Source organism: Brucella pseudogrignonensis (assembly GCF_002252525.1).
GTDB classification, from domain to species: domain Bacteria; phylum Pseudomonadota; class Alphaproteobacteria; order Rhizobiales; family Rhizobiaceae; genus Brucella; species Brucella pseudogrignonensis.
Window position 1 is genome coordinate 147,265 of record NZ_NNRM01000039.1, and the last position, 21,690, is coordinate 168,954.

Sequence of the window (21,690 nt, forward strand, 5' to 3'; positions counted from 1 at the left end):
GGCTTACTCTTTGCCGCATTTTTCAACGAGATCGCTTATGAATTACTATGTAAAATCTATGTCAGCCACGCTGATGCTCGCCGTCTTGTCTTCCACCTGTGCCGCGCAGGCCTGTAATTCAACGGTGCTGACGGTCAAGGACTGGTCCGTCATCGAAGCAGGCACCCAAACCGGACGTCTGGAAACCATCATTCAATCCAATGCCTCACAAAAAACTAACCGTGATAAACGCTTCGATCGTTTTTGAAGACGCCGAAGGCGACATGTTATTTTCATCCTATATTGATCAGGGCCTGACCCTAGCACCCCACGAGACACACGGATTTCAGGCAACCATTATGAAGGCGGAAGCGCTTTACCACCTGCGCAAACAAACGATGAAAGCCAGCGTCTGCATGAGATCCCTGAAATATAGTGATGGTCGTATCCAGAATTTCGATTCAGGCCGACCCAAATTATCCAGCAGCCGTCATCTTCTCTTGAAAACTGCAAGTGATCTTTTGTGTGCAATGACAGTCCGAGCAAGTCTGGCCGGCCAACGCCACAGGGTTGAATCCCGCGGTCACTGGGAGTAGATTACAAAGGATCACGACCCTTCCTCATCGGCTCCAGGATTGAAGCGACCCTATGAAATTCCCCGGCAAACGATTGATCGTAGAATATAAGAATCGCCGCGCGCGCAAGAACGTGACATCGCTCTGGGGGGATATAAATATCAAGGAAATCGCGCGCGCGGTTGAAGATGACACTGCAGCCCCTTCCGATATCAAGAAAGATACGCCTCCAGCGCCTGAGCAAGAAACTCCAGTGGCAACAGCTGCAGAAAAGGGCGTAGTGCCGGCACTGACTGGCGGTCGCATCCTCGCGGCAATACCGCCGGCTACTCCCTTCGATAAGGCGCCAAAGCAACGTCAGGCAAAAAAAGCTAACATAGAATTTGCTGCGTCAGCAAGGCATGAGGGAGCGGCAAAGCCCACCTCTCAAGCGGGGGCTGACAACAGCCCGAGGATTGCTTCCGCCACAGATACCACCCTATCGCCGAAAATCGATCCGCAGCGAATGCCTAGATCCGGTCCGTCCGATCTGTCTGAAGAAACGGCCACTGCAGTAGCGATGACGGACGAGAGCAGCGTGCCGGTCGCAAAGCCTGCCCATCGCAAGTCCGCACCGGTCGACCAAGCGCCTGCTGCGAATGCCAAGCCCGACCAACTGGATAGAAAAATCCGCAGCGTCAAGGCCAGGACGGTCAATCACGCACAACGGCAAGCGCCACGACAGCCATCGGTGGGTTTCTACCAGATCCCGGCAGATATCAACGAAGACATCGCCAAGCTTAAGAAGGAAAACACCGAGCTCAAGCGATCGCTGATCAAACAGTTGCAGGCGGAGAACAGACGGCTGGAAAAAATGATCCTGCGCGCGTCCAGTCCGATCGAAACCAGGTGACGCGGCGGGCGCTGAGCGCGACGCCGGCACCATACCAGGCCATATGCACGTTCGGTGGTTGACCCTTGCTGGAAAGGCAGTGCTACGAGCAACGCTGGCACGGCTAATCGCCGGCTTTGATACGGATCTATGCTTGCAGCCTGTAGCCATAGGTCGGAACGCCCAGCGCAATCGCTGCTGACAGGCGCTTTGCCGCATCCGCTGCGATCGTCAGGCCGAGTCCGGTCCCTTCGGGTCTCTTGGAACCCGGGATACGAAAAAAGCGCTGAAACACCGCCTCGGCTTGATGTGCGGGGATGCCAGGACCGGTGTCGCAGACCTGAACCAGCCATGTATTATTGCAGGCCGCAGCAATCATCACATGGACCCGGCCGGATGTCGGGGGATATTTCACGGCATTCTCGAGTATATTCTCAAGCAGCAGGCGTAGCAGGGCTTCATCGGTTTTCACCCAGGCCGTTTCGCAGCCTGAAAGAACGACATCCTGCGCCTTGCTCCGGATCGTTTCACCCAATTCGGCCAGGATCGATGCGGCGACGTCGTAAAGATTGACCGGACCGATTGCCAGGTCCTGGTGATTGACGCGCCCCGATTGCAGCAATTGCTCGATGAGGCGGAGCGCCTTGTCATTACTGCGGACCAGATTGTTCAGGATCATCATCCTCTCATCTTCCTGCTCCGCCTGCTGCAGCATTTGAAGCAGCGGACGAAGGCTAGCTTGTGGGTTCCGCAATTGATGCTTAACATGATCCGCAAATTGTCGGTCGGCGGTCAGAGGTCGATCGTGCTTGCTTAACAGCAGATTTACCGATTCCTCCAAATGGAAGTAGATCGCGCGGCAATGTCTCGGTGGTAAGCAGCAACAGATCATCGGGGGAACGGTTGCTGATCTGTAGCACAAATCCATGCACCGCCCAGACCTCTCTGAGCGCCAATCCATATCAAAGCGTGATCATCGGAACCGCTGCTTTTTGCCAAGAACATACTTCTGCCGATTTCACTGTGCTGAAGAAGACAAAATCTCAGCACCAAAGCCCGCCAGCGTGACGGTCTTCGGTGCGAAGACTATAACAACTTCAAGCCACGACTTTAGGGTATTACATTTTGGGGGTAGAGAATGCAAAATTAGAACCACAGTTTTTGGCGTCAATTCCGTGTTATTGGTCAGGAAATCAGTTTCACTTCAGTGACTTCTCAGCATCGCCCCGGTAAGCTGCCAAGACGCGATGGCAAAGAGGGCGTGAAGGATTTTCATCGTTTCCATACTGTCTTGCGCAGGGATGCTTGTTTTCAAATGACGATAAATTGACGGCGAGGACAATTCCCGCGACGCGCTTTCGGTGCTGGCCATTCGCGTTCAGCTATCTGACGCAGCTTCTAAAGTCACCTGATCCGACGTAAGTGGATTTTACATTTCAAAGAGCCTACAGCACCATTCATATATGCGCATCGGACCCGTCCAAGATATTTCAAAAACATCCAGCTACGAACAAATGACGCCCCCGCTTTGAAGTAGTAAGCGAAAAAACTTTTTCTCCCCGGGATCGAAACAAGTTATATAAAACGCTACCTTATAGATCGACACAACATTTCCTTGATTCCGCGATCGACTTGTACGACATGGGTAAAGCCGCATCTTCGCGGAGCAGATTGTCTTTCAGAGGATGTGCGAAACCAGGCACCTGGCGCAGGCGACGATCGTGCAGCCAAAGCTGCGTTCGCTTGTCGCATCCTATCCAAAAAACGCCTGGTGCTGGCTCCGCTCGTAATAGTATCCAATCATGTCAGCTGCTGGATCGATGCCGATTGCAGCATAACCCGTCTCAGGCTCTGGGCTTTGCCAATCTCTATAAGCAGCTCATTGACACCGCCGACCATATCTAAATTGCCGATGTCCGCCTCGCTACCGACAACATCGACCGGACGTGGGGGAACTGGGTGTGAATGTCAATTACAGCTGGCTGGACGACAAATATGCCCTCTATGGCAAGTTGAGCGCCGCAACAAGTCTCAACAACGTCTCCGACAGCTACACAATCACCGGAAATGCAGGCTTCCGCGTCAAGTGGTAAATCAACAAAATGCGCAACCGCTCAACGCGGTTGCGCAAATGCTCACATAGCGAAACATCGCCAAATTTCTCCTGATAGCAAAGGCCGCGTCCGTCCGAATATCCGCCAAATCCGCAAAGGCAACACCGCCTTCCCCCCGGGCGCCGTTACGGCGTCATCCCCCTTCCATCGCGCGTTGTTTCGGTCTCCCAGGACGCTTTCTGAGCATTTTTGCTGGTCTTTCTCCCCAATCCTGCGGCCGGGCATCGGAGAGACATTCAAGTGTCGCCGTCAGCAGATCGAAAGCCACGAAATCGGCTTCAATCTCGGAACGTAACCTGGTTTCATCAATACCCTCAGCCGCTTCGTCGCCTCGCCAGATCGCCAGGCCAATCCGGGCAAGCGGATTGAGCCGTCTTAACCTGCGCAAAAGGAATTTCGCGCGATTGGCCGATTCTAGATCAAGCACGCAAAGCACAAGGGCTGTCGCGTGCTCAATATCGGCGCGGCGCAATTGACTGGGCTGGGAATGTTCATGATCGACCACCCAGCTCCTTGCGCCCTGCACCGACAGAACCTGCGCCAGCATGGCCGCGCTGACGTCATCCAGCGGACCCCGCCCGCCAAGACAGATGATCGATTTTCCTTCGCCGGACGGCAATTGCAGCGCTTCGCCCTGCTCGCCATCGGTCGCGGTCTCAACCGCAACCTCTTCCTCATTGTCTTCTTCTTCCTCGGCAATCTGTCTTAGATTTGCGACAACCAGGCGCGCGCTGTGCGAAAGCTGGCCCAATTGCGTGTCGCTCAACACGCCCCGCACCCGATCCTGCTCCGCAATCAGCAAAGCCGGTATCGCCACGCTGCCATAATACTCGACCAGAAACGCCTTGGACAGAAACTCCAACGCATTGTCAGTCGCCTCGTTGGGGTCCCCGGATAACAGGCGCTGATAAAGCCTTTCATGCGGGTTCAACACCGGCTCCGCACCAAACAGAATTTCCAGAAAGCGGAACTGCGGAACATAACGCCCGAGCACCACCAGGCACACTGTCAACGGCGTTGACAACACCAGGCCGATCGGCCCCCATAACCAGGTCCAGAAAATCGCCGCCACGATGATGGCGAGTGGCGACAAGCCGGTGCGCGATCCGTAAAGCCACGGCTCCATCACATTGTTGGAAATCAGCTCAATCACAATGAACAGTCCGATCGTCCACAGCAGCAGGCTCCAACCCGGCGCGATGGCGAAGGCCAGAAACAACGGCATGACCGCAGCAATCACCGGACCAATATAGGGGGCAAAGCGCAACAGAACCGCCAGCATGCCCCATAGGAGTGCATTGGGGATCCCCAGAACCCAAAGACCAATCCCCAAAGGCACTCCATAAGCGATATTGACCATAAGCTGGGTTAAAAGATAACGCCCAACCCGGCTGCCCGCTTCCTGCAGAGCGATGGTGGTACGGTGCAGATCACCATAGCCGACCAGACGAATGAAGCGATCGCGCAACTCCTCCCTTTCAAGCAGCATGAACACAACCACAACAATCACCAGGCCGAGCGTGGCAAGCGGCCCCACCAAGGGGCCGATCACCGTTTCAAGCGTCTCTATCGGGTTGCGTTGCGCAAAAATCTCCACCAGGATCGGTTTGCGTTCAACCTCGGCATTCCCTGGTGCGGAAGTGGCCCTGTCTTCGTCCTGGTTGATTTCTGCACCTACCCGCTCGACAAAGCGATTGAGGCGGTTGATCAGACTGTTATCGGTGCCTGCCTCTTTCAGCGTGCGGATTTTCTCGATGATATTATACTGGTATGTCGCGATATTCTGACCAACTTCCGAAACCTGAAACGCTAGGATCGCGCTGAACAGCACAATTATCAGGAACCCGCCGGAAACGCTTGTGATGATGGCTGGCAGACGCGGCAGGCCTAGGCGCCGCAATGTCGAGACGATCGGTGCCAGCATGAAAGTCAGCAAAACGGCAATCGCCAGCGGAAGAAACACATCCTTGGCAAAATACAGCACGGCAATCCCAGCGGCGATTGCCGCAAGCGCCGGAAGGCGTGACTGTTCCTGCACCGCGGATGAGGAACGAGGTTCGAGTTTGAGTTCGGGCTCCATCAAGGCTCTTGTCTTCTGGCGTTCATTTGCTATCGGGGTAGATAGAGCCCGAACTGACAATGGCAAAGGCTCGCAGCCTGCAAATTTCAGCTGCTGAGCAGAATGGCCTTCCGTGCAGAACAGGTCACTTTTGCAGGTGAGAAAACCTCGTTATCCGCTGAACGCGCGCTTAACTGGCGCGAGCGCCTTACCGCTTGCCATAGGCCGAAAAGCGCAAGCCATCCTTGCCTTCACCCTTGACCTGATAAAGAAGCGCATCGGCATCGGCCAACAGCTCTTCGAGAGCCGATTTTTGCTGCGACCAGATCCCGCCAATACTGACGCCGACATCGCTTGCGATCCCACCAGCCAGGATCGGTTGACGCATTGCCGCGACAATCGCACCCGCCAGACGGATGCCGCTCTGCTGATCGCCACAATGGGCGATCAAAAACTCGTCTCCCCCCATCCGCGCCACCAGATCGCCATCGCCGGTGATGGCCGTCAACCGTCTGGCGGTCGCTTCCAGTATGGCGTCTCCCATCGCGTGGCCATAGCGGGCGTTGACCGTTTTGATGCCATCGCTGTCAATTGCCAGGATGCAATAGCCAAGTCCCGACTGCGCAAATAGCGTTTTTCGATGGTGTAGCCATCACGCTCCGCCGCCAGGACGGCATTAAAAAGATCAAGGTCTGCTGAAAGATCATCCGGATGGGTAAACGCCCTGAAATGCAGCCCCTCGGCTTGTACCAGCGGTAGACCGATCATTGCTGCAAAAGCATCATTGCCGCGCAAGATGTGACCGTTTATATCAACCAGCGCGATGCCAATCGGCGCATGTTGAAAGGCGAAATCACAGTGCCAGCCGACTACGGGCTTCGGAAGCATCGCCGGAGTGTTCGGTCATTGTGTCCACCTCACATGCTTTTGAGGATAAATGGAGCAGTCGGAAAAGGTTTCAACTTCGATCATAGGCACCCATCCGAGCGATAGCGGGAGGGAAATTGATGTGTCACCCGTCAAACAAGACTTTGGCGAGACAGCCGCAGGATTGGCTGAACCCCACTTGCTTTTCGGGAACCATCCGTCCGTCACCTGGAACAGACGCGTTGCATTGATTGGGGCCACAATGGCCAGACCAACTGGACCTCCTGCGACTATTGATCTATAAAAAGCGATGAAAGATGCAGTATCTTAAAGAATAGGTTAATTTTATTGTTCTAGGTTCACCCCGAATGCTGTGCAATTGTACCATACCATATTAGGAGAAGTGACACATGGCCGATCAGAACACGACTGAAGTTTCGGAAGCAACTGCAACCCCCAAACCGGAACAGGCGAAAGCTGCCGAGAAGAAAACACCAGCTGCAAAGACGGCGCCGAAATCCAAATCGGCTGCAGCTGCAGCTGCCCCTGTGCGCAAGCTGCGTCGTTACACACCGGAAGAACGCTCCAGCCTGCTGGCAGCGGTGGGCAGCGAAACAGCTGCCGGCAAGACCCTCAAAGACACGCTCGTCAAGCTCAATCTGAGCGAACAGACCTACTACAACTGGAAGAACGACGGCCAGTCAAAAGCCAAGCCGGCTGCGGCGAAGGCTGCAACCAAGTCAGCCCCGGCAAAGGCTTCCAAGCCGAAGGCCGCTGCTGCAAAAGCCCCCGTTTCGAAGCCATCCTCTGCAAAGGCTCCGGCAACCAAGGCTCCCGTTGCAAGCGACGATCTCAAGGCACTGGTCTCGCTGGAAGCCGAAAACCAGCGCCTGCGCAAGTCGCTCGCCGAAAAGCTGCGCAAGGAGAATGCTGAACTGCGCAAACGTCTCGGCCTGAATTAATTGCGCCCATGGCGCCTGGTGGTCCCGCTTCGCCGGGATCGTGACCAGGCGTCTTCGGGCAGACAAGCATCCGGCCCTGCATCGACGGATTGGGGTGCGTTCTCATAACAGGCAATGGAGGTTGCTTCTCCACCTGCCGGCCCCTTAACGCTGATCATCAATTCCGTCCCATCGGTTGCGGCGGTCAATCTCTCCTCATTGCGCATTGCTGCGGTCTCAAACCTCAGCGCCAGCTGTCACCGCCATGCGTTTGCTATGCTCTCGACATTCGAAATGAACCTTATTACTGTTTGCTTATGAAGCAACCGGTCACACGACGCGCAGTTTTTTTTATCGGTGGTTATGACCCCAAGACGCCAGCTGCTTTTTTCGGGCGGATGCGCAAGGAAATCCAGCGGTTTGACCTTGTGTGGGGCACAGAGACCCAAATATTGAATCAACCCTGTCTGCCCGATGATGAAAGTGGTCATGTTACGATCACCGCGTGCAGCCTGCCAGAAGGCTGGTCAACCCAGACTGATTTCAGCTTTCTCGCCCTCGACCCGATCGTGCTTTCCGATTTCAACAGGCCGGTCCTCAATCGTCTTCTTCGCTATCTTGCAGCCTTTTCAGGCTTCATCATCGAGGGTAGCGCACAGCGTTTCTTTCTCAAAGCCTGGCGCTTCGGACTGTATTTTCTTTATCCGTTTCTGACACTTGTTGCATTTGCATTGCTCGGTGGCCTCACAGCTCTGTTGGTTTGCGTCTGGCTCGGTCTGGCCAGCATCGCGATCGGGCTTGCGGTGTTCTTCCTGGCGTTGTCGGTCTTTGGACGGCGTTGGTCAACCCTGCATCTGATGGACCTGTGGTCATTCTCGTCGCAATTCATGCGGTCGCAGCGACCTGACGCGGAGGCGCTGCTCCAGCGCTTCGCCAGTCGCATTGTTGATAAGGCTGAGGCCGAGCGTTACGACGAAATCATTCTGATCGGTCACAGCACTGGCGGCATGCTTATTCTGGATGTCGCAGCCCGCTGTCTTTCTCTTGATCCAGACTTCTCGCAGCGTGCGCCCGAGGTGAGCATCCTGACCCTTGGCTCTACAGCACTGAAAGCCGGCTACAGCAAGGCTGCGAAAGAGTTTCGCAAGCGGATGCGCCAACTCATCGCCGAACCCCATCTGCGATGGGTGGAAGTTCAATGCCTCACCGATCCAATCAACTTCTATAAAACAGACCCGGTCAGGGAGATGAAGCTTGATCAGCAAACCAGAAGCGAATTTCCGCTGATACGCACCGTCAGAATAAAAGACATGCTGCAACCTGACAGCTATCGCCGCATCAAACGCAATTTCTTTCGCGTGCACTATCAATATATTTTCGGGAACACGAAAGCCTACTGGTATGATTTCTTTCAGATCTGCTGCGGGCCTAACACGCTTGATAAGCGGGCACGCGAACACCTCCTGGGCAATCGACAAGGTTTGAAGGAGTCTTCTCCATGACGCCGCAGCTGGCAATGATTATCTGGGCGGCCGGGCTGATTGCCTGGGTGGTAATCCGTTTTCCCCACCGCAGGCGAGCGCGCAAGACGGGCGTTGTTAAGGATGCGCGCACCAGCCTCGATCGGCTGGCACTGGCTGCGGCAACATTGTCGCTGTCGCTTGTTCCCCTCGTCTATGTAGCCACAGGATTTCCCTCTGGCGCCGACATGCCGTTTCAGCCATGGCTGGCTTGGGCCGGTCTCGGGATTGGGATCGCCTTCCTTTGCATTTTTTATACAAGCCATCAACAACTGGGCCGTAACTGGTCGGTTTCCTTACAGATCCGCCAGGAACATGCATTGGTCACCGGGGGGCTTTATCATTACGTTCGTCACCCGATGTATCTCTCGTTCTGGCTCTGGGCTCTCGCGCAATTCTGTCTTCTGCAAAATTGGATTGTTGGTCCGGCGGCTCTCCTCGGCATAGGGTTTCTATATTTTTACCGCGTTCCCCGTGAGGAAGCGATGATGCAGGCTCGTTTTGGTGCGCAATATGACGCCTATGCCAGACGCACCGGTTCTGTCATTCCAAAATTCTGGTGATTTGTACCATGACTGATCCTGTGAACCGTTCAGATCAAGCCTCCTTGCACCGTCGCCACCTGCTGCGACTAGGTCTGGCCTTGTTGGTTACACCCGCAGCGCTCACCTCGTCCGCATCGCCAAGAAAGCCCGGAACCGCAGCTGCAAGCCGAACGACACCCGTAAGTCGTGCCTCCGTCTATCTGTTGCGCGGCTTTGGTAATATTTTCTCGACCGGTCTCGACGCCATCGCTGCGGATCTCAACGGGGCTGGTATTGCCTGCCATGTCGAAAGCCATGTGGCCTGGCGTCTGGTCGCTCAGACCATCATCTCAGAACGCCAGAAACTCGGGACCCGCCCCGTTGTCCTGATCGGTCATTCGCTCGGCGCCAACGCCATTATCGCCATTGCCGCATCGCTCGATAAATTCTCCATTCCCGTCGACTATCTTGCAAGCTTCGCCGCGACCGCGCCTGAGCCCTTGCCTAGGAATGTGAGAAAGGCTGTCAATTTCTACTTCTCACATCATGGCTGGGGATTACCCCTCAAAGCCGGTCCGGGCTTTAAGGGCAGGCTCGAAAATCGGGATTTTTCCGGCGCGAAGGACATTGGCCATTTCAATATTGAAAAGCAACGTCTGTTGCAGCAAGAGGTGGTGCGCCAAGTCAAAGCTTTGGTGAAATGATGATGGCAATCTGACCGAATTCCTCGCGAGGATTCCAGTTTTGATTGCGACATTGGAAAGGCTCGTACCCTCTGTTTTTATGCGTATCTTGTTCCGAAAACTGCCTGGCACATTTCGGGAGCGCCCGAGCAGTTGCCAACGCAACATGAGCGATCGGTTCCGGGTGTTGACGGTGGCACCGGACGACGGGAATTGTAGCCTCACCAGGCCTTAAAGGGGCTGTAAGCCCGCGTTTATTGCGGAATACCCCTATTCCAACCGGACCTGGTAGATCACTGTGGCTCTCAACGCCCCGCCGACCGCATAGGGCAGGGTCACCGGACCGGGCGCAAGGCAAAACCTATTGGATAGGACATGATCTGAAACTGTCCTTTGAGCTGCCGAAAAGACCGCCATGCTTCCTTATTCCAGTCGCCCTCGTTTCGCCCGTTCCAACTCCGCCGCATTCGGCAACGATGCCAGCCCTCTCTTTGATCGCACCGCTGAAACTCCTGTGGCAATCCTCCTAACTTCATCGCTGGCACCCGGCCATTGAAGGAAGGCGGCACTGGTGCACTCCGCGCAATCGACTGCGCGAAGAGACGACGCCTCTTCACGTCAAAGCCCAGCCGCTGTTTGACAGGCTCTGCATTCGCCAAACCTTCCGCCATCAACAGGAGCAGGAGATCTCGCGCCGCCGAAGAGCGTTTCTGCAACAGTTCGCCGCCCAGCGGCGACTGGGACGGAATTAATAGTTATGATTGCCACCGCCGGAATCACGCTGCAGAATGCCGTCTTTATCGCAATCCAGGTGAGAACATCTGCTGATTGAAACCCCAGCTAAATCCCAGCAAGATTTGAAGTCCATCCTTTTAAACAGCGTCGGCCATTCAGTTTCCGTTTCAGCTGTCGCTCCACATCCATGGTACAGCCGCGCGGTCGTGGCAGGTTAGACCGATATCAAAATATGCGAACAGACATTTGAAGCTCTGCCTGCCGACGCGGGCTGCATACTAATCTTCGCCTCGTCGTACACAATCCGATCCGGTCGAAGCTGGCGACTCATCTGATGGGCTCCAAATGACAGTCCCTTCTAGGCGCGGCTGCAGAGCCGTTAGTGAACACTAAAGTATGAGCCGGATAAACCCATCAACACAACCTAGGGTAAATTGGCGGCGTATTTATGTGTTTCTGAAGCTTTTAGCCCTGCATCACCTCATTGGCTGGCGCAGGGCAACGCTTTCGTCGTACAACAGTGGCCGTCCAAAACAGTTCCTAAGACAATTGGCGGCGGGAATGTCATAGTCACGCGCGTTCGGCGGCGCTTTTCAGCCCTTTGCCGAAAGAATTTTGATCTGCTGCTTGATCCATTCACCGTTGCACCGTCGACTACAGTGCAAAACAGTGACTATTTTGATATCGTTGACCCTTTACTGGCCATAAGGCGGATTGAGAGCGAGAAGGGAGCGCAATGTCTTTGCGTCCCCATCGATCTCTGCCGCGAATTTGTAATGGACCATAGAAATCCCCGGATCAGAGAAGAACTGATCTTCTGCATGCCACTCTCCGGACATAGCAGGCACAGGCGTCGCAAACAGGATGGGTGAGCAGGGCGAGTGAAGCCCGCTCTCAGAGTCAGTCCTTCTGTGTTTTTCCTTGGCGCATGACAGTGAAACATCTGGCTTCGGAAAGGTGGTCAAAGGCCATCCAGCATCAAAACCAATACCACCCGATCAAAATTAAGTTGAACGGTCCTGAAACTTTTCCCGCCCTGTAGAGTTACTATCGCATCGAGAAATAATCGTCTGAAAACAGGCTATTCTGACCGCTACACATTTTAAAAGGAGATAAGTCAACATGAACTCTATCATCTATTTAGTAGGTCTTGTCGTGATCGTGTTGTTCATTCTTTCTTTTCTGGGATTACGTTGATGGTAGACCAAACTGTGATCGAAAACACCTCCGACCGAAGCTATGTTGACTGGGCTGCCATCTTTGCTGGTGCTGTCGTGGCATCTGGCGTCATGGTGGTGATGACCACTTTTGCGAGCGGGCTCGGCCTCAGCTCATTCTCCGTCGATGAGGGCGGGGAACTGAGCAATGTCTGGCTGGTGATTACCGCCTTGTTCCTGATCCTGTCCATGGTGGCCTCCTATATGCTCGGCGGCTATATTGCTGGGAGAATGCGCCGGCCGACCGGCACCTCTACCCGCGATGAGTCAACTGTACGCGATGGATTGAACGGTCTCGTGGTCTGGGGACTAGGAACGATTATCTCTGCGCTGTTTGCGGTCAGCTTGGTGTCGGGCGGTGCCAAAGCGGTCGGCGGCGCAGCGCAGACAGCTGTCGAAGCCACTGGAGCAGTGATCGGTGGAACCGTTCAGGGTGCAGGCCAACTGGCAGGCGGTATCCTATCGGGTGCCGGCAATGCTGTTGGTGGCGTCGCACAGGGTGCGGGTCAGGCAGCAGCGCCGTCGCTTGAACAGATGTTGCCGGAAGGTCTCAAATCCAACCCGCTGGACTATCTGACCGACAGTTTACTGCGCAATGATGCCCAGACCTCCGGCGCAGAGCAGCAGGGCGAGGACATGGCGGGCTTGCAACGTCAGGTGACCGGAATTCTTGGCAACCTGCTGACGACAGGTGAAATCTCCGATGCCGACAAGGCATGGTTGGCCGGCCAGATCGCCAGCCGCACCGGCATTAGCCAGAATGATGCGCAGACCCGCGTCAATGAGACGGTCAATCGTGTTCAGGCTCTGCGGAGTGAAGCGCAAGCCAAGGTCGACGCGGCTCAGAAGACCCTCGCTGATGCGCAGGGACAGGCTGAACAAGCCGTCGAGGAAGCTAAGACGAAGGCTGCGGCTGCGGCTGAACAGGCACGCATCACCGGCATTCTTACCGCCTTTTTCCTTGCTGCCTCCGCGCTCGTAGCAGCTGCGGCCGCCTATATTGGGGCCGTGCATGGTGGACGTCATCGTGAGGATGGCCGCATTTGGGGTGGTCTCGCCTATCGCCGGTAACCTTGCCTGGCCAAATGCCTGAGCATCGCAGCCCCTGATGGCTGCGATGCTTTCTTTTTGCGGCAACCTCGTTGAGCATGCGTCCATATGAAAAGATCCCCCGGGCAACCAACGCCTGTTGGATCGTCCCGCACATTCCCGCGCCTTTGCCGTCCCGTTTCGAACCAGTGGCTTTCGGGGAGCGACCGCCGGACAGACCAATTCATCGTTTTGCGCAGCCTTGCATTGAACATTAAGCGCCGTCAGAAGTTGTGGAACCAAACGGTTCAGGATCGGTTAGTGTGGACAATCAAAGCGGAAAGATGGTCTGCCATGCGCCTTCACAATCACCTGCTACGTGCAGCCCATCGCGCCGTTGCCAGAAAGAAGACACAGGCTTTGCATCCGGCGCAGGCCATTGGAGAGGCGCTGCAGGAACTCAGCCAGCTGCCTTCATCGACGCAGGACCTGGACTTCGATGAGCTGCTGCAACGTTTGCAGGAGGCGGAGGGAAAACCGCCCAAAGAGCAGTAGACCTTGCGATAAACCTGACTTCTGAACTGACTTTTCAGCAGGCGCCGATAGAAAATAATGGCTGCCCTTTGCGTTTGCACAACCATAACAGGTCTCAAACCGTCACCCCGACGGGAGGTCTAAGACTGCCAGCGAGGCTTTTTGCAGAGCATGGATCCTATCAATTCGTCGAACGTTAACCATATGCCAAACGAAACGACGTAGGTGATGACGGAAGAACTTTTGGGAGTGGCGGCAACAATTGGTGTTTTGGCTATGAGATGGCAGTGCCGACATAGAGTTGAAAGTTCCATGCACTGATTTAGGCGACTAGCAGCAGCGACATTTCCTGCGGACTGTCCAGACCGTGATCATGTTTAAGCGCTTCGACCGCGCTACTGCTTTAAGAGCCGGGGGATGACAAGCGATCATCGATCCGTTCATGGTAATCAGCATTACGTTTGATGCGCAGGCAGCGTGTGGCATTGCGCCTCCAATGACAGCATGGCTTGCGTCAAAATCCAACGCGCCCGTCCTGAAATTCCCGTTCAGATTCCAGTCATCTCAAAGATGCTAATGCGCCAGGAGCATCACCTGCCGGCAGCCATCCTGTGCAGATGCCGGCCAGTCAAAAAGGATCGTTGCACCATGTCGATCGCCCGTTCGGTCATCCCCTGTGCCGCAATTTTCGTGGTAATTGCACTGGCTGGCTGCCAGAAACAGACAGTGTCTGCAGCGCCCGATCCGCAAAAATCACTCTGTGATCAAGCTGCGGCGAGCGCTTTGGCCGGCAAGAACAGGATAAGCGATCAACAGGCAATGCAGCAGACCGGCGCAACCCTTGTTCGTCAGATCAAGCCCGGCGACCCGGTGACCATGGATTTTCACCAGGAACGTGTCACTATCGAAACGGATCCCGATAGTGGCAGGATCGTTCGCGCCGCCTGCGGCTAACAGAACCCAACAAACCCGTGCCGGCTACCAGGGCGGCCCCGCCGCCCAGGCGCTTCGCAATGCTTCGACAAATCGGCGAACTTTCGGCGACACATGACGGCGCGTCGGATAGACTGCAACGATTGGCGGTTCCTCACGGGCATAGTTCTCAAGCACCGCGACCAGCCGCCCTTGTGCAATGTCGGCCCCCACCAGAAAGGCGCCGAGTTGGACAAGCCCGAGCCCGTTGAGCGCGGCATCGCGAATGGCTTCGGTATTGCTGAGCCGCAAACGCCCCTCAACAGCCAGGGCGCGCTCTTCACCTGCAATCTGATAGCGCCAGGATACCGGCAAATTAGCATAGCTGAAGGCAATCCTGTCATGATGCCTGAGATCATCAAGCACCTGCGGGATACCACGCTTTTCCAAATAGGCCGGCGCAGCACAGGTCAGCAGCCGATGCGGTGCCAGAACCTGGCGGATCAATCCGCTGTCGGTCGGTCCGCCAATGCGCACAGCAACATCAATGCCGTCGCCGACCAGATCACAATAATCGTCCGAAAATGAAACCTCGGCTTCCAGTTCTGGCCATTCCGCCAGGTAGTCCTGCAGGACAGGCAGAACATGCAGCCGCCCGAAGGCCGTTGGAAGGTCGACACGCAGGCGTCCCTTTGGCTGCTGGTTGCGTTGCGACAGCATGGCTTGCGCGTCATCGACCTCGCAGAGAATCCGCAGGGCGTGCTCGTAAAACAACTGGCCTTCTTCGGTCAGACGCACGCTGCGGGTCGTGCGATGCACCAGACGCGTCGACAACGCCTCCTCCAGCCGCGTGAGGCTCTTGCCCACCGCCGACCGCGTCACGCCAAGCCGTTCGGCAGCCTTGGTAAAGCTCGCTGTGTCCGCCACACGCACAAAGGCCAGTACATCACCGAAATGATCGATCATTGTTTCCAAATCGTCCCATCTGTTGCCACAACAGCGTTCTTTATCGAATTTTCAGACCGAGTAAACAGGGGGCACATACAGGCAACCCAGCCGCGTCTTGAAAGATCACAATCCTATGCAACACAATCAATCATCGCCGCTCACCCTCAGACATCGCGGGTGGCCCGCTGTCCATGCCGTCGCACTGGCAATTTTTGCTGTGGTGACCACAGAAATGTTGCCGGTTGGCCTGATGGCACCGATCGCCAGCAGCTTCGATATAGAGCTGGGCGTCGCCGGGCTCACCATCTCCGTACCGGCAATCATCGCTGCCCTGTTTGCACCGCTTATTATCGTGATGGCCGGCAGCATCGACCGGCGCCAGATCCTTGCTGGTCTGCTCCTCCTGTTGGTTGCCGCCAATTTGATGGCCATGTTCGCCGCCTCGTTCTCCTGGCTTGTTTGTGCGCGGATCCTTGTCGGGTTCTGTATGGGCGGCATATGGGCGATCGCCGGCGGCCTGGCCCCACGGCTGCTGCCACCACAATCACCGGATCGGGCAACCAGCCGATCAGGCGCGCACGCAACGGCCAACGCAACGCTCCAGTCAATGCCCGCCTCAACGCCGCATTTGTCGGCAAAGGCGGTGGCGCGGGCGACGGCCATCATCTTCAGCGGCGTCGCCGCCGCTTCCGTTCTGGGAGTGCCGCTTGGCGCGCTGATCGACAGCCTTTTTGGCTGGCGCACAGCCTTCGGTGCGATGGCCGCATTCAGCGTGATCGTGCTTGGGCTCAATCTTTGGACATTGCCGCCGCTTCCTGTTGATCACGCCATTGATCCCGCCCGCTTCCAGGCCGCTCTCCGGCTTCCTCTGGTGCGACCAGGCCTGTTGCTGACATTGTTGCTGGTGGCCGGACATTTCATGGCCTATACATTCGTCACACCGGTCCTTCTGACACTGAACGCCATTCCGGCGTCCGCAATCAGCCTGCTTCTCTTTGTCTATGGCTTTTCAGGCATTGTCGGCAATTTCCTCGCCGGCATGATGGCCGCACGGCGGGTGGGAATAATTATTGGCGGCATCGCCTGCATGCTTGCAGCAACCCTGCTGGGCTTCGCGCTCGCTTCAGACAATACGGTGAACGCGACAGCGCTGCTGATCCTCTGGGGACTGGTCTATGGCGGCGTCTCGGTGGCTTTGCAGACATGGATGATGAAAGCCGCACCCGCTGCCATCGAGATCGTGACCGCACTTTTTGTCTCGGTCTTCAACATTGGCATCGCAGCCGGCTCCTTCGTCGGAGGTCGCATCGTTGACCGTTTCGACCTGCAGACCAACCTGATGGCGGCGGCAAGCCTCGCCGCCCTCGCGCTCATCACGCTTGCCCTGCTCGCTATCAACCCTGAAAGGCCACAGGATGCATTATGATCATCTTGAACTGGGCGACATTGCCTTGCAATCGGGGAGCATCCTCCACAATGCAAAACTCGCCTATAAGACCTATGGCACCCTCAACGCGGCCAGAGACAATGTCATTGTCTATCCAACATCTTTTGCTGCAACACACAGCGATGCGGAATGGCTGATCGGCCACGGGCGTGCGCTCGACTGCACACGCTACTTCATCATCGTGCCAAATCTGTTTGGCAACGGGCTTTCCAGCTCCCCCAGCAACACCGCTTCACCAAACGGCTCCGCCCGTTTTCCCAACATCACACTGCACGACAGTGTCAAACAGCAGCACCGGCTTTTAACAGAGGTTTTCCAAATCACTAAAATCCGCCTGGCAATTGGCTGGTCAATGGGCGGCTCGCAGGCATTTGAATGGGCGGCCGCCTATCCCGCGATGGTTGAGCGTCTGTTCACCTTCCAGAGCGCCGCGCGCACCTCCCGTCACTTTCGACTGTTTTTTGAAGGCGTCCGTGCGGCCATCGAGCTGGATCCCGCGTTTCGGCAGGGCTTTTATACAAGCCCACCCCAGCGCGGTCTGCGCATGGCAGCCCGCATCTATGCCGCCTGGGGCTTCTCGCAAGCCTTCTTCAGACACAGGCTCGACGAAAGCGCCCTTGGTTATGCCACGCTTGAAGACTTCCTCGTCGACTTCTGGGAGGGCTGGTTTCTGAAACGCGACGCCAATGACCTGCTTGCCCATCTGTGGAGCGGCATTCACGCGGATATCAGCGCAAACGACACATATCAGGGCGATCTCGACACAGCGCTTGCGGCCATCACCGCAGATACCATCATCATGCCTTCATCAAGCGATCTGTATTTTCCGCCCGAAGACGCAGCGCAGGAGGCAGCGCGGATCGCAAAGGCCGAATTGCGCATTCTGCAAACCCCCTGGGGCCACGTTGCCGGCGAAGGCCTGAATGACGCCGACACAATCGTCATCGAACAGGCCATCACGGAACTCCTTGGCCGCTGAGCCGCATGCTCCGCAGGAGGGAAAGGTCCTGCGGAGCCGATTTCTGCTATGGTTTCGGATCCAAGCGCCGAATTGATATCATTTTTTGGCAGCCACGGCGCGATTGAAATCTTCAATTACCCGGGCCCGATTGCTGTTGATTTCATTCCAGTTGGGAAGCGACAGGTTATTTACACTGCCATCAACACCCCAGGGCATTTTCTGCTTTGCATTGTCAGAAAATTCAACGCCTTTGGTCGCCGGGCCGACGAAAATCCGCTCAGACATGCATTGCGCGGCCGCCTTGCTCACAGCGAAATCGATGAACTTCTCCGCAGCTTTCCGGCGCGGCGTATCGGCAACCAGTTGCAACCGGATATCGCCACCAATCGCGCCCTCCTCCGGCACGACGAAATCGATCAGCAGTCCCTGGTCACGCATAGCAAATGCCGAACTGGCATAATACGCCCCAGCGATGACCTCACCGCTCTGGAACAAATTGGTGCCTGCCCCGGCCGTATCGAAATAGGCCGCGACCCGCAATTTATGAATTGAATCGAAAACCGGACCCATCACGCTGAGCGGTTTGCCCTTCTACTTGGCCAGCTCCGCCAGGAACGGTACGCTCGTCACATTGGCCGGGCTTGGAAATGTCACCGCACCCTCATAATCAGGCCGCCATAAATCCTGCCACGATCTGGGTGGCGTCTCCACCTGGTCTTTGTTGTAGACCAGACCGAGCGAGTAAAAGCCGGTGCTCACCGCCAAAATATTGCCAGCTTCATCCTTGTAGGCGAGATTGATAGCGCGGGCAACACGCCGTTCCTGCGTTCAGTCAGACAAAGCGACCGGCTGCAAATGTGACCCATCCCCAATAGCTATCGCTAAATGTCGCAAATCGTGCCGACCGCGGTATTCACTTTTGTTTTGATGTTTCAAGATGTCTCTCACGTCTTCGAATGGCTGGGGCGACCCTGATCGTGCTGTCGCTTTCCTGCTGGAACCTACCCGGGAGAGCCTGACTGGACAGGCTCCGCCAAGACGGGCCCTCAGCCCAGATGACTGCACGGTGAAACAGCCCGATCCAGCCTGATCAGCAACATTGCCCGGCGCTCAGATGCCCGCAATGCTTCAACACCATCAACCAAGCTGGCGCCCGAACAGGAACGTTGCAGCAGCGACGCAGCCGATCACCCCAAGATAGAGCAGCTTATAAGGCGCAGGCATCGGCAACTTCACTGCAAGATAGGCAAAGGGGCCGCAGAGCATGATTGTAAACAAAGCAATCGCTACGGTCATCATGCCGCCGACAACAAAGAAATACTGAACAACTGCCGTGCGTCGGACCCTTGGTCAGCGGATGCAAAAATTTTCATGAGATAGGATCTAGGATATTTCCGCACCAGGCACAACCATGGGCGCGCTTGCGCTCAACCAATCAGCGAGCGCTTCCAGTTTCCCGTTCAGCTTTCTCGGCACGGCTTCGCCGCCAGTTTGATAGCGCGCCTTCGGAATGGAAGCCGCTTTCGAACAGCGCTATTGCAGGCCGCAGCTGTCCGCAGAACTAGGGCTGCTGCCGCGTGTTAAAAGCGGCCCCGATCGCGGCAATGGATGGACCGGATAAGCGTGGAAGCACTCGACGCCTTTCTGTAGGACCGCGACCCTGATATCCGCTTTAGCGCCACAACCGAACTGATCAGACTTGGGCAGCTGCAGGTGCCGGAAAGCCTCGAACCCCAGCAAGGCTCATTGCTATAATTCCCCAGCACCGTGCGGCGCTCTGCGGAGCCCGGCTTCCGTGCAGCTTAATTTCAACCGCCTGTCTGCCGGCCGGGATGCTGCGGCGACACCGTCTGTGGCATTGCCCGCACGAACAATGAAGGCACGCAGCGGCGAGGGCACCAGACGCCGCCCGGGATAATAGAGAAAAGGCCCGAAAAGCGCACCCACCAGTGCTCCATGATCGACGAAAGCGCTCCAGTTTGAAAATCCGCTGTCAGCCAATCTTCAAACAGACACAGAATACCAAGCCCTGCCTTCGACGCCTCGATCTCCAGATTGGTGGCCCCACCGGACTGCACAATAAGCCGGCCGGTCGGCTCAATGAGCACCACCTCCCCATTGCGTTAAAACTCCCAGGCCGGGATCGCACGACCCGCAAAACGATCGCGAATATAATCATGGACCAGCAGATCCTGCGGCGTTTTCGGGGTGCCTCGCGCAGCCAGATACTCTGGTGATGCCGCAAGCGCAAAGCGCTGCTCGCGCGGGCCGATTGGCACAGCAATCATGTCATGTTCCAGCCGCTCGTCATAGCGAATACCCGCGTCACACCCACTTTCGATGATGTCGATAAAGTTCTCATCGGTGACGATCTCCAGACGGATATCGGGATAGGCCATCAAAAACGCCGGCACGACACGTGGCAGCACAAGCCGCGCTGCACTGGGTGGAACATTGAACTTCAGAGATCCAGCAGCGCGATTGCCGTGACTGGTCGCCTGGTCAAGCGCTGATCCTATATCGGGAAAGGCCGGGCCCAGCCGTTCGATCAATATCCGTCCAACCTCGGTCGGCAGTACACTGCGGGTGGTGCGGTGGAGAAGACGCAGGCCCAGGTCACTTTCCAGACGTTTAACCGCATCACTGAGCGACGAGTAACTGCGTCCGCCAATCCGTGACGCCTCGCGAAAACCACGCGCCCGTGCCCAGTAAAATGCCTCGTTGTCCGCCAGGGCGGACAACCCAACCGATTGTTGGTTCAAAGTCTGGGGTTTCCCCTCTTCAGAGCAACAGGAGAAACAACCATGCCAGGCACCCCGATTTCAGCCACCTACAGGCTGGGTGAAAACCCATTCTCGCGAATGGGCTACGGCGCGATGCAGCTTGCAGGCAAGGGCGTCTTCGGGCCAGTACGCGATCGTGCCAAAGCCATTGCAGTGCTGCGTGAAGCGTTCGAGAGGGGCATCAATCATATCGACACCAGTGATTTCTATGGCCCGCATATCACCAACCAGATCATCCGGGAAGCCTTGCATCTCTATGCCGATCCGGTGGTGATGGTGACCAAGGTCGGCGCCGTACGCGGCGCGGATGCGTCCTGGAATCCGGCATTTTCCCGCGTCGAACTCACACAGGCCGTACATGACAATCTGCGCAATCTTGGCCTGGATGTTCTCGACGTTGTCAATCTGCGCGCCATGTTCGATTTCCATGTACTTCCGAAGGAGCCCTGGAGGAACCGCTCAGCGTGCTTGCCGATCTCAAGCGTCAGGAGCTGATCCGAAATATCGGCCTATCGAATCTCACGGCACAGCAGATCGACGACTGCCGGATTGTGACAGATATCGTCTGTGTGCAGAATCAGCACAATTTGGTTCATCGCGCGTATGACAGCCTGATTGATAAGCTTGTTGCAGAACAGATCGCCTCTGTTCCATTCTTTCCGCTCGCCGGCTTTTCACCCATCCAGTTCTCTGCCCTCACCGCTGTCGCGCAACGCCCATGCAAGTGGCCTTGTCCTGGCTGCTCAGACGTTCACCCAATATCCTGCTGATCCCTGGCACCGCTTCACGATTGCATCTGCGCGAAAACCTTTCCGCCCGCAGCATCGAACTGCAATATGCGCTGTCCGAACTTGACGCGCTCTCGGCGCAACCAGGCGCTGCGCAGCAAAATTGAGTATGGCACGCTGCACCACGCGCTCAAACAGCAGCGCCGATCTTGAACATAAGATCAGCGCCGCGCCAGTTCCGCGCTGGCAGGCAAGCCGAAAAA

General features: G+C 56.2%; 19 protein-coding genes and 4 pseudogenes. 15 read left to right on the top strand and 8 right to left on the bottom strand.

All coding sequences use genetic code 11. The annotated features are described in order from the left end of the window. The first annotated feature begins 37 nt into the window (after positions 1-37). Both CEV34_RS16905 and CEV34_RS16910 read left to right on the top strand, forming a co-directional pair. Positions 38-247: a hypothetical protein gene (locus tag CEV34_RS16905; RefSeq protein WP_064323108.1), complete on the top strand. Its 210-nt coding sequence runs from the start codon at positions 38-40 to the stop codon at positions 245-247. A gap of 380 nt (positions 248-627) precedes the next feature. After that, positions 628-1,446, top strand: coding sequence for a hypothetical protein (locus CEV34_RS16910; RefSeq protein ID WP_094544084.1), 819 nt, complete (start codon positions 628-630; stop codon positions 1,444-1,446). 127 nt (positions 1,447-1,573) lie between these two features. Here the strand turns inward: CEV34_RS16910 and CEV34_RS16915 are convergent, their stop codons facing one another. Beyond that, positions 1,574-2,386, bottom strand: coding sequence for a sensor histidine kinase (locus tag CEV34_RS16915; RefSeq protein WP_094544085.1), 813 nt, complete (start codon positions 2,384-2,386; stop codon positions 1,574-1,576). A 1,000-nt stretch (positions 2,387-3,386) separates the two neighbouring features. Here CEV34_RS16915 and CEV34_RS27565 point away from each other — a divergent pair. Next, on the top strand, positions 3,387-3,518 hold the full coding sequence (locus CEV34_RS27565; RefSeq protein WP_007881245.1) for a hypothetical protein: 132 nt from the start codon (positions 3,387-3,389) through the stop codon (positions 3,516-3,518). Between the two features lie 154 nt (positions 3,519-3,672). On the opposite strand, the gene CEV34_RS16920 is transcribed toward CEV34_RS27565, so the two are convergent. From CEV34_RS16920 to CEV34_RS16930, 3 genes are all read right to left on the bottom strand, one after another. Beyond that, positions 3,673-5,619, bottom strand: coding sequence for an AI-2E family transporter (locus CEV34_RS16920; RefSeq protein WP_094544086.1), 1,947 nt, complete (start codon positions 5,617-5,619; stop codon positions 3,673-3,675). A gap of 187 nt (positions 5,620-5,806) precedes the next feature. Beyond that, positions 5,807-6,199, bottom strand: a complete 393-nt coding sequence (locus CEV34_RS16925; RefSeq protein ID WP_094544087.1) for a GGDEF domain-containing protein — start codon at positions 6,197-6,199, stop codon at positions 5,807-5,809. Beyond that, complete coding sequence (locus CEV34_RS16930) at positions 6,103-6,486, bottom strand: PAS domain S-box protein (protein WP_094544088.1); 384 nt, start codon at positions 6,484-6,486, stop codon at positions 6,103-6,105. Before CEV34_RS16930 ends, CEV34_RS16925 begins: the two co-directional genes overlap by 97 nt. 389 nt (positions 6,487-6,875) lie before the next feature. Here CEV34_RS16930 and CEV34_RS16940 point away from each other — a divergent pair, with 389 nt between their 5' ends. The 8 genes and pseudogenes from CEV34_RS16940 (at position 6,876) to CEV34_RS16980 (ending at position 14,602) form a co-directional block, all read left to right on the top strand. Beyond that, complete coding sequence (locus CEV34_RS16940) at positions 6,876-7,427, top strand: transposase (RefSeq protein ID WP_007881252.1); 552 nt, start codon at positions 6,876-6,878, stop codon at positions 7,425-7,427. 296 nt (positions 7,428-7,723) lie between these two features. Beyond that, positions 7,724-8,908 carry an alpha/beta fold hydrolase gene (locus CEV34_RS16950; RefSeq protein ID WP_094544089.1) on the top strand — a complete coding sequence of 395 codons (1,185 nt, stop codon included), beginning with the start codon at positions 7,724-7,726 and terminating at the stop codon, positions 8,906-8,908. Then, a complete protein-coding gene (locus tag CEV34_RS16955) occupies positions 8,905-9,489 on the top strand; it encodes a protein-S-isoprenylcysteine O-methyltransferase (protein ID WP_007881255.1) in 585 nt (194 codons plus the stop codon). The genes CEV34_RS16950 and CEV34_RS16955 overlap by 4 nt, the downstream gene beginning before the upstream one ends. A gap of 44 nt (positions 9,490-9,533) precedes the next feature. Continuing rightward, a complete protein-coding gene (locus CEV34_RS16960) occupies positions 9,534-10,154 on the top strand; it encodes a DUF726 domain-containing protein (RefSeq protein WP_094544184.1) in 621 nt (206 codons plus the stop codon). Positions 10,155-10,675: 521 nt separating this feature from the next. Beyond that, positions 10,676-10,885, top strand: a pseudogene (locus CEV34_RS27745) (DUF1173 family protein); the annotation flags it as partial. Positions 10,886-12,064: 1,179 nt separating this feature from the next. After that, entirely contained in the window at positions 12,065-13,156 is a 1,092-nt protein-coding gene (locus CEV34_RS16970; protein WP_094544090.1) for a hypothetical protein, read from the top strand. A 279-nt stretch (positions 13,157-13,435) separates the two neighbouring features. Continuing rightward, positions 13,436-13,669, top strand: a complete 234-nt coding sequence (locus tag CEV34_RS16975) for a hypothetical protein (protein WP_143853412.1) — start codon at positions 13,436-13,438, stop codon at positions 13,667-13,669. 627 nt (positions 13,670-14,296) lie between these two features. Beyond that, on the top strand, positions 14,297-14,602 hold the full coding sequence (locus CEV34_RS16980; RefSeq protein ID WP_094544186.1) for an I78 family peptidase inhibitor: 306 nt from the start codon (positions 14,297-14,299) through the stop codon (positions 14,600-14,602). Positions 14,603-14,626: 24 nt separating this feature from the next. On the opposite strand, the gene CEV34_RS16985 is transcribed toward CEV34_RS16980, so the two are convergent. After that, on the bottom strand, positions 14,627-15,526 hold the full coding sequence (locus CEV34_RS16985) for a LysR family transcriptional regulator (protein WP_094544092.1): 900 nt from the start codon (positions 15,524-15,526) through the stop codon (positions 14,627-14,629). Between the two features lie 115 nt (positions 15,527-15,641). Between CEV34_RS16985 and CEV34_RS16990 the strand changes: the two genes are divergently transcribed. After that, positions 15,642-16,934: an MFS transporter gene (locus tag CEV34_RS16990; RefSeq protein ID WP_094544093.1), complete on the top strand. Its 1,293-nt coding sequence runs from the start codon at positions 15,642-15,644 to the stop codon at positions 16,932-16,934. Continuing rightward, complete coding sequence (locus CEV34_RS16995) at positions 16,924-17,934, top strand: alpha/beta fold hydrolase (protein WP_094544094.1); 1,011 nt, start codon at positions 16,924-16,926, stop codon at positions 17,932-17,934. Before CEV34_RS16990 ends, CEV34_RS16995 begins: the two co-directional genes overlap by 11 nt. 78 nt (positions 17,935-18,012) lie before the next feature. On the opposite strand, the pseudogene CEV34_RS17000 reads toward CEV34_RS16995, so the two are convergent. Then, positions 18,013-18,717, bottom strand: a pseudogene (locus tag CEV34_RS17000) (extracellular solute-binding protein). Between the two features lie 136 nt (positions 18,718-18,853). On the opposite strand from CEV34_RS17000, the gene CEV34_RS27090 reads away from it, so the two are divergent. Next, positions 18,854-19,006 carry a hypothetical protein gene (locus tag CEV34_RS27090; RefSeq protein ID WP_162699531.1) on the top strand — a complete coding sequence of 51 codons (153 nt, stop codon included), beginning with the start codon at positions 18,854-18,856 and terminating at the stop codon, positions 19,004-19,006. A 47-nt stretch (positions 19,007-19,053) separates the two neighbouring features. On the opposite strand, the gene CEV34_RS27095 is transcribed toward CEV34_RS27090, so the two are convergent. Beyond that, entirely contained in the window at positions 19,054-19,212 is a 159-nt protein-coding gene (locus CEV34_RS27095) for a hypothetical protein (protein ID WP_153223134.1), read from the bottom strand. Between the two features lie 512 nt (positions 19,213-19,724). After that, positions 19,725-20,657 (bottom strand): annotated as a pseudogene (locus CEV34_RS17010) (LysR family transcriptional regulator). 63 nt (positions 20,658-20,720) lie between these two features. Here CEV34_RS17010 and CEV34_RS17015 point away from each other — a divergent pair. Then, positions 20,721-21,594, top strand: a pseudogene (locus CEV34_RS17015) (oxidoreductase). Positions 21,595-21,690 lie beyond the last annotated feature (96 nt).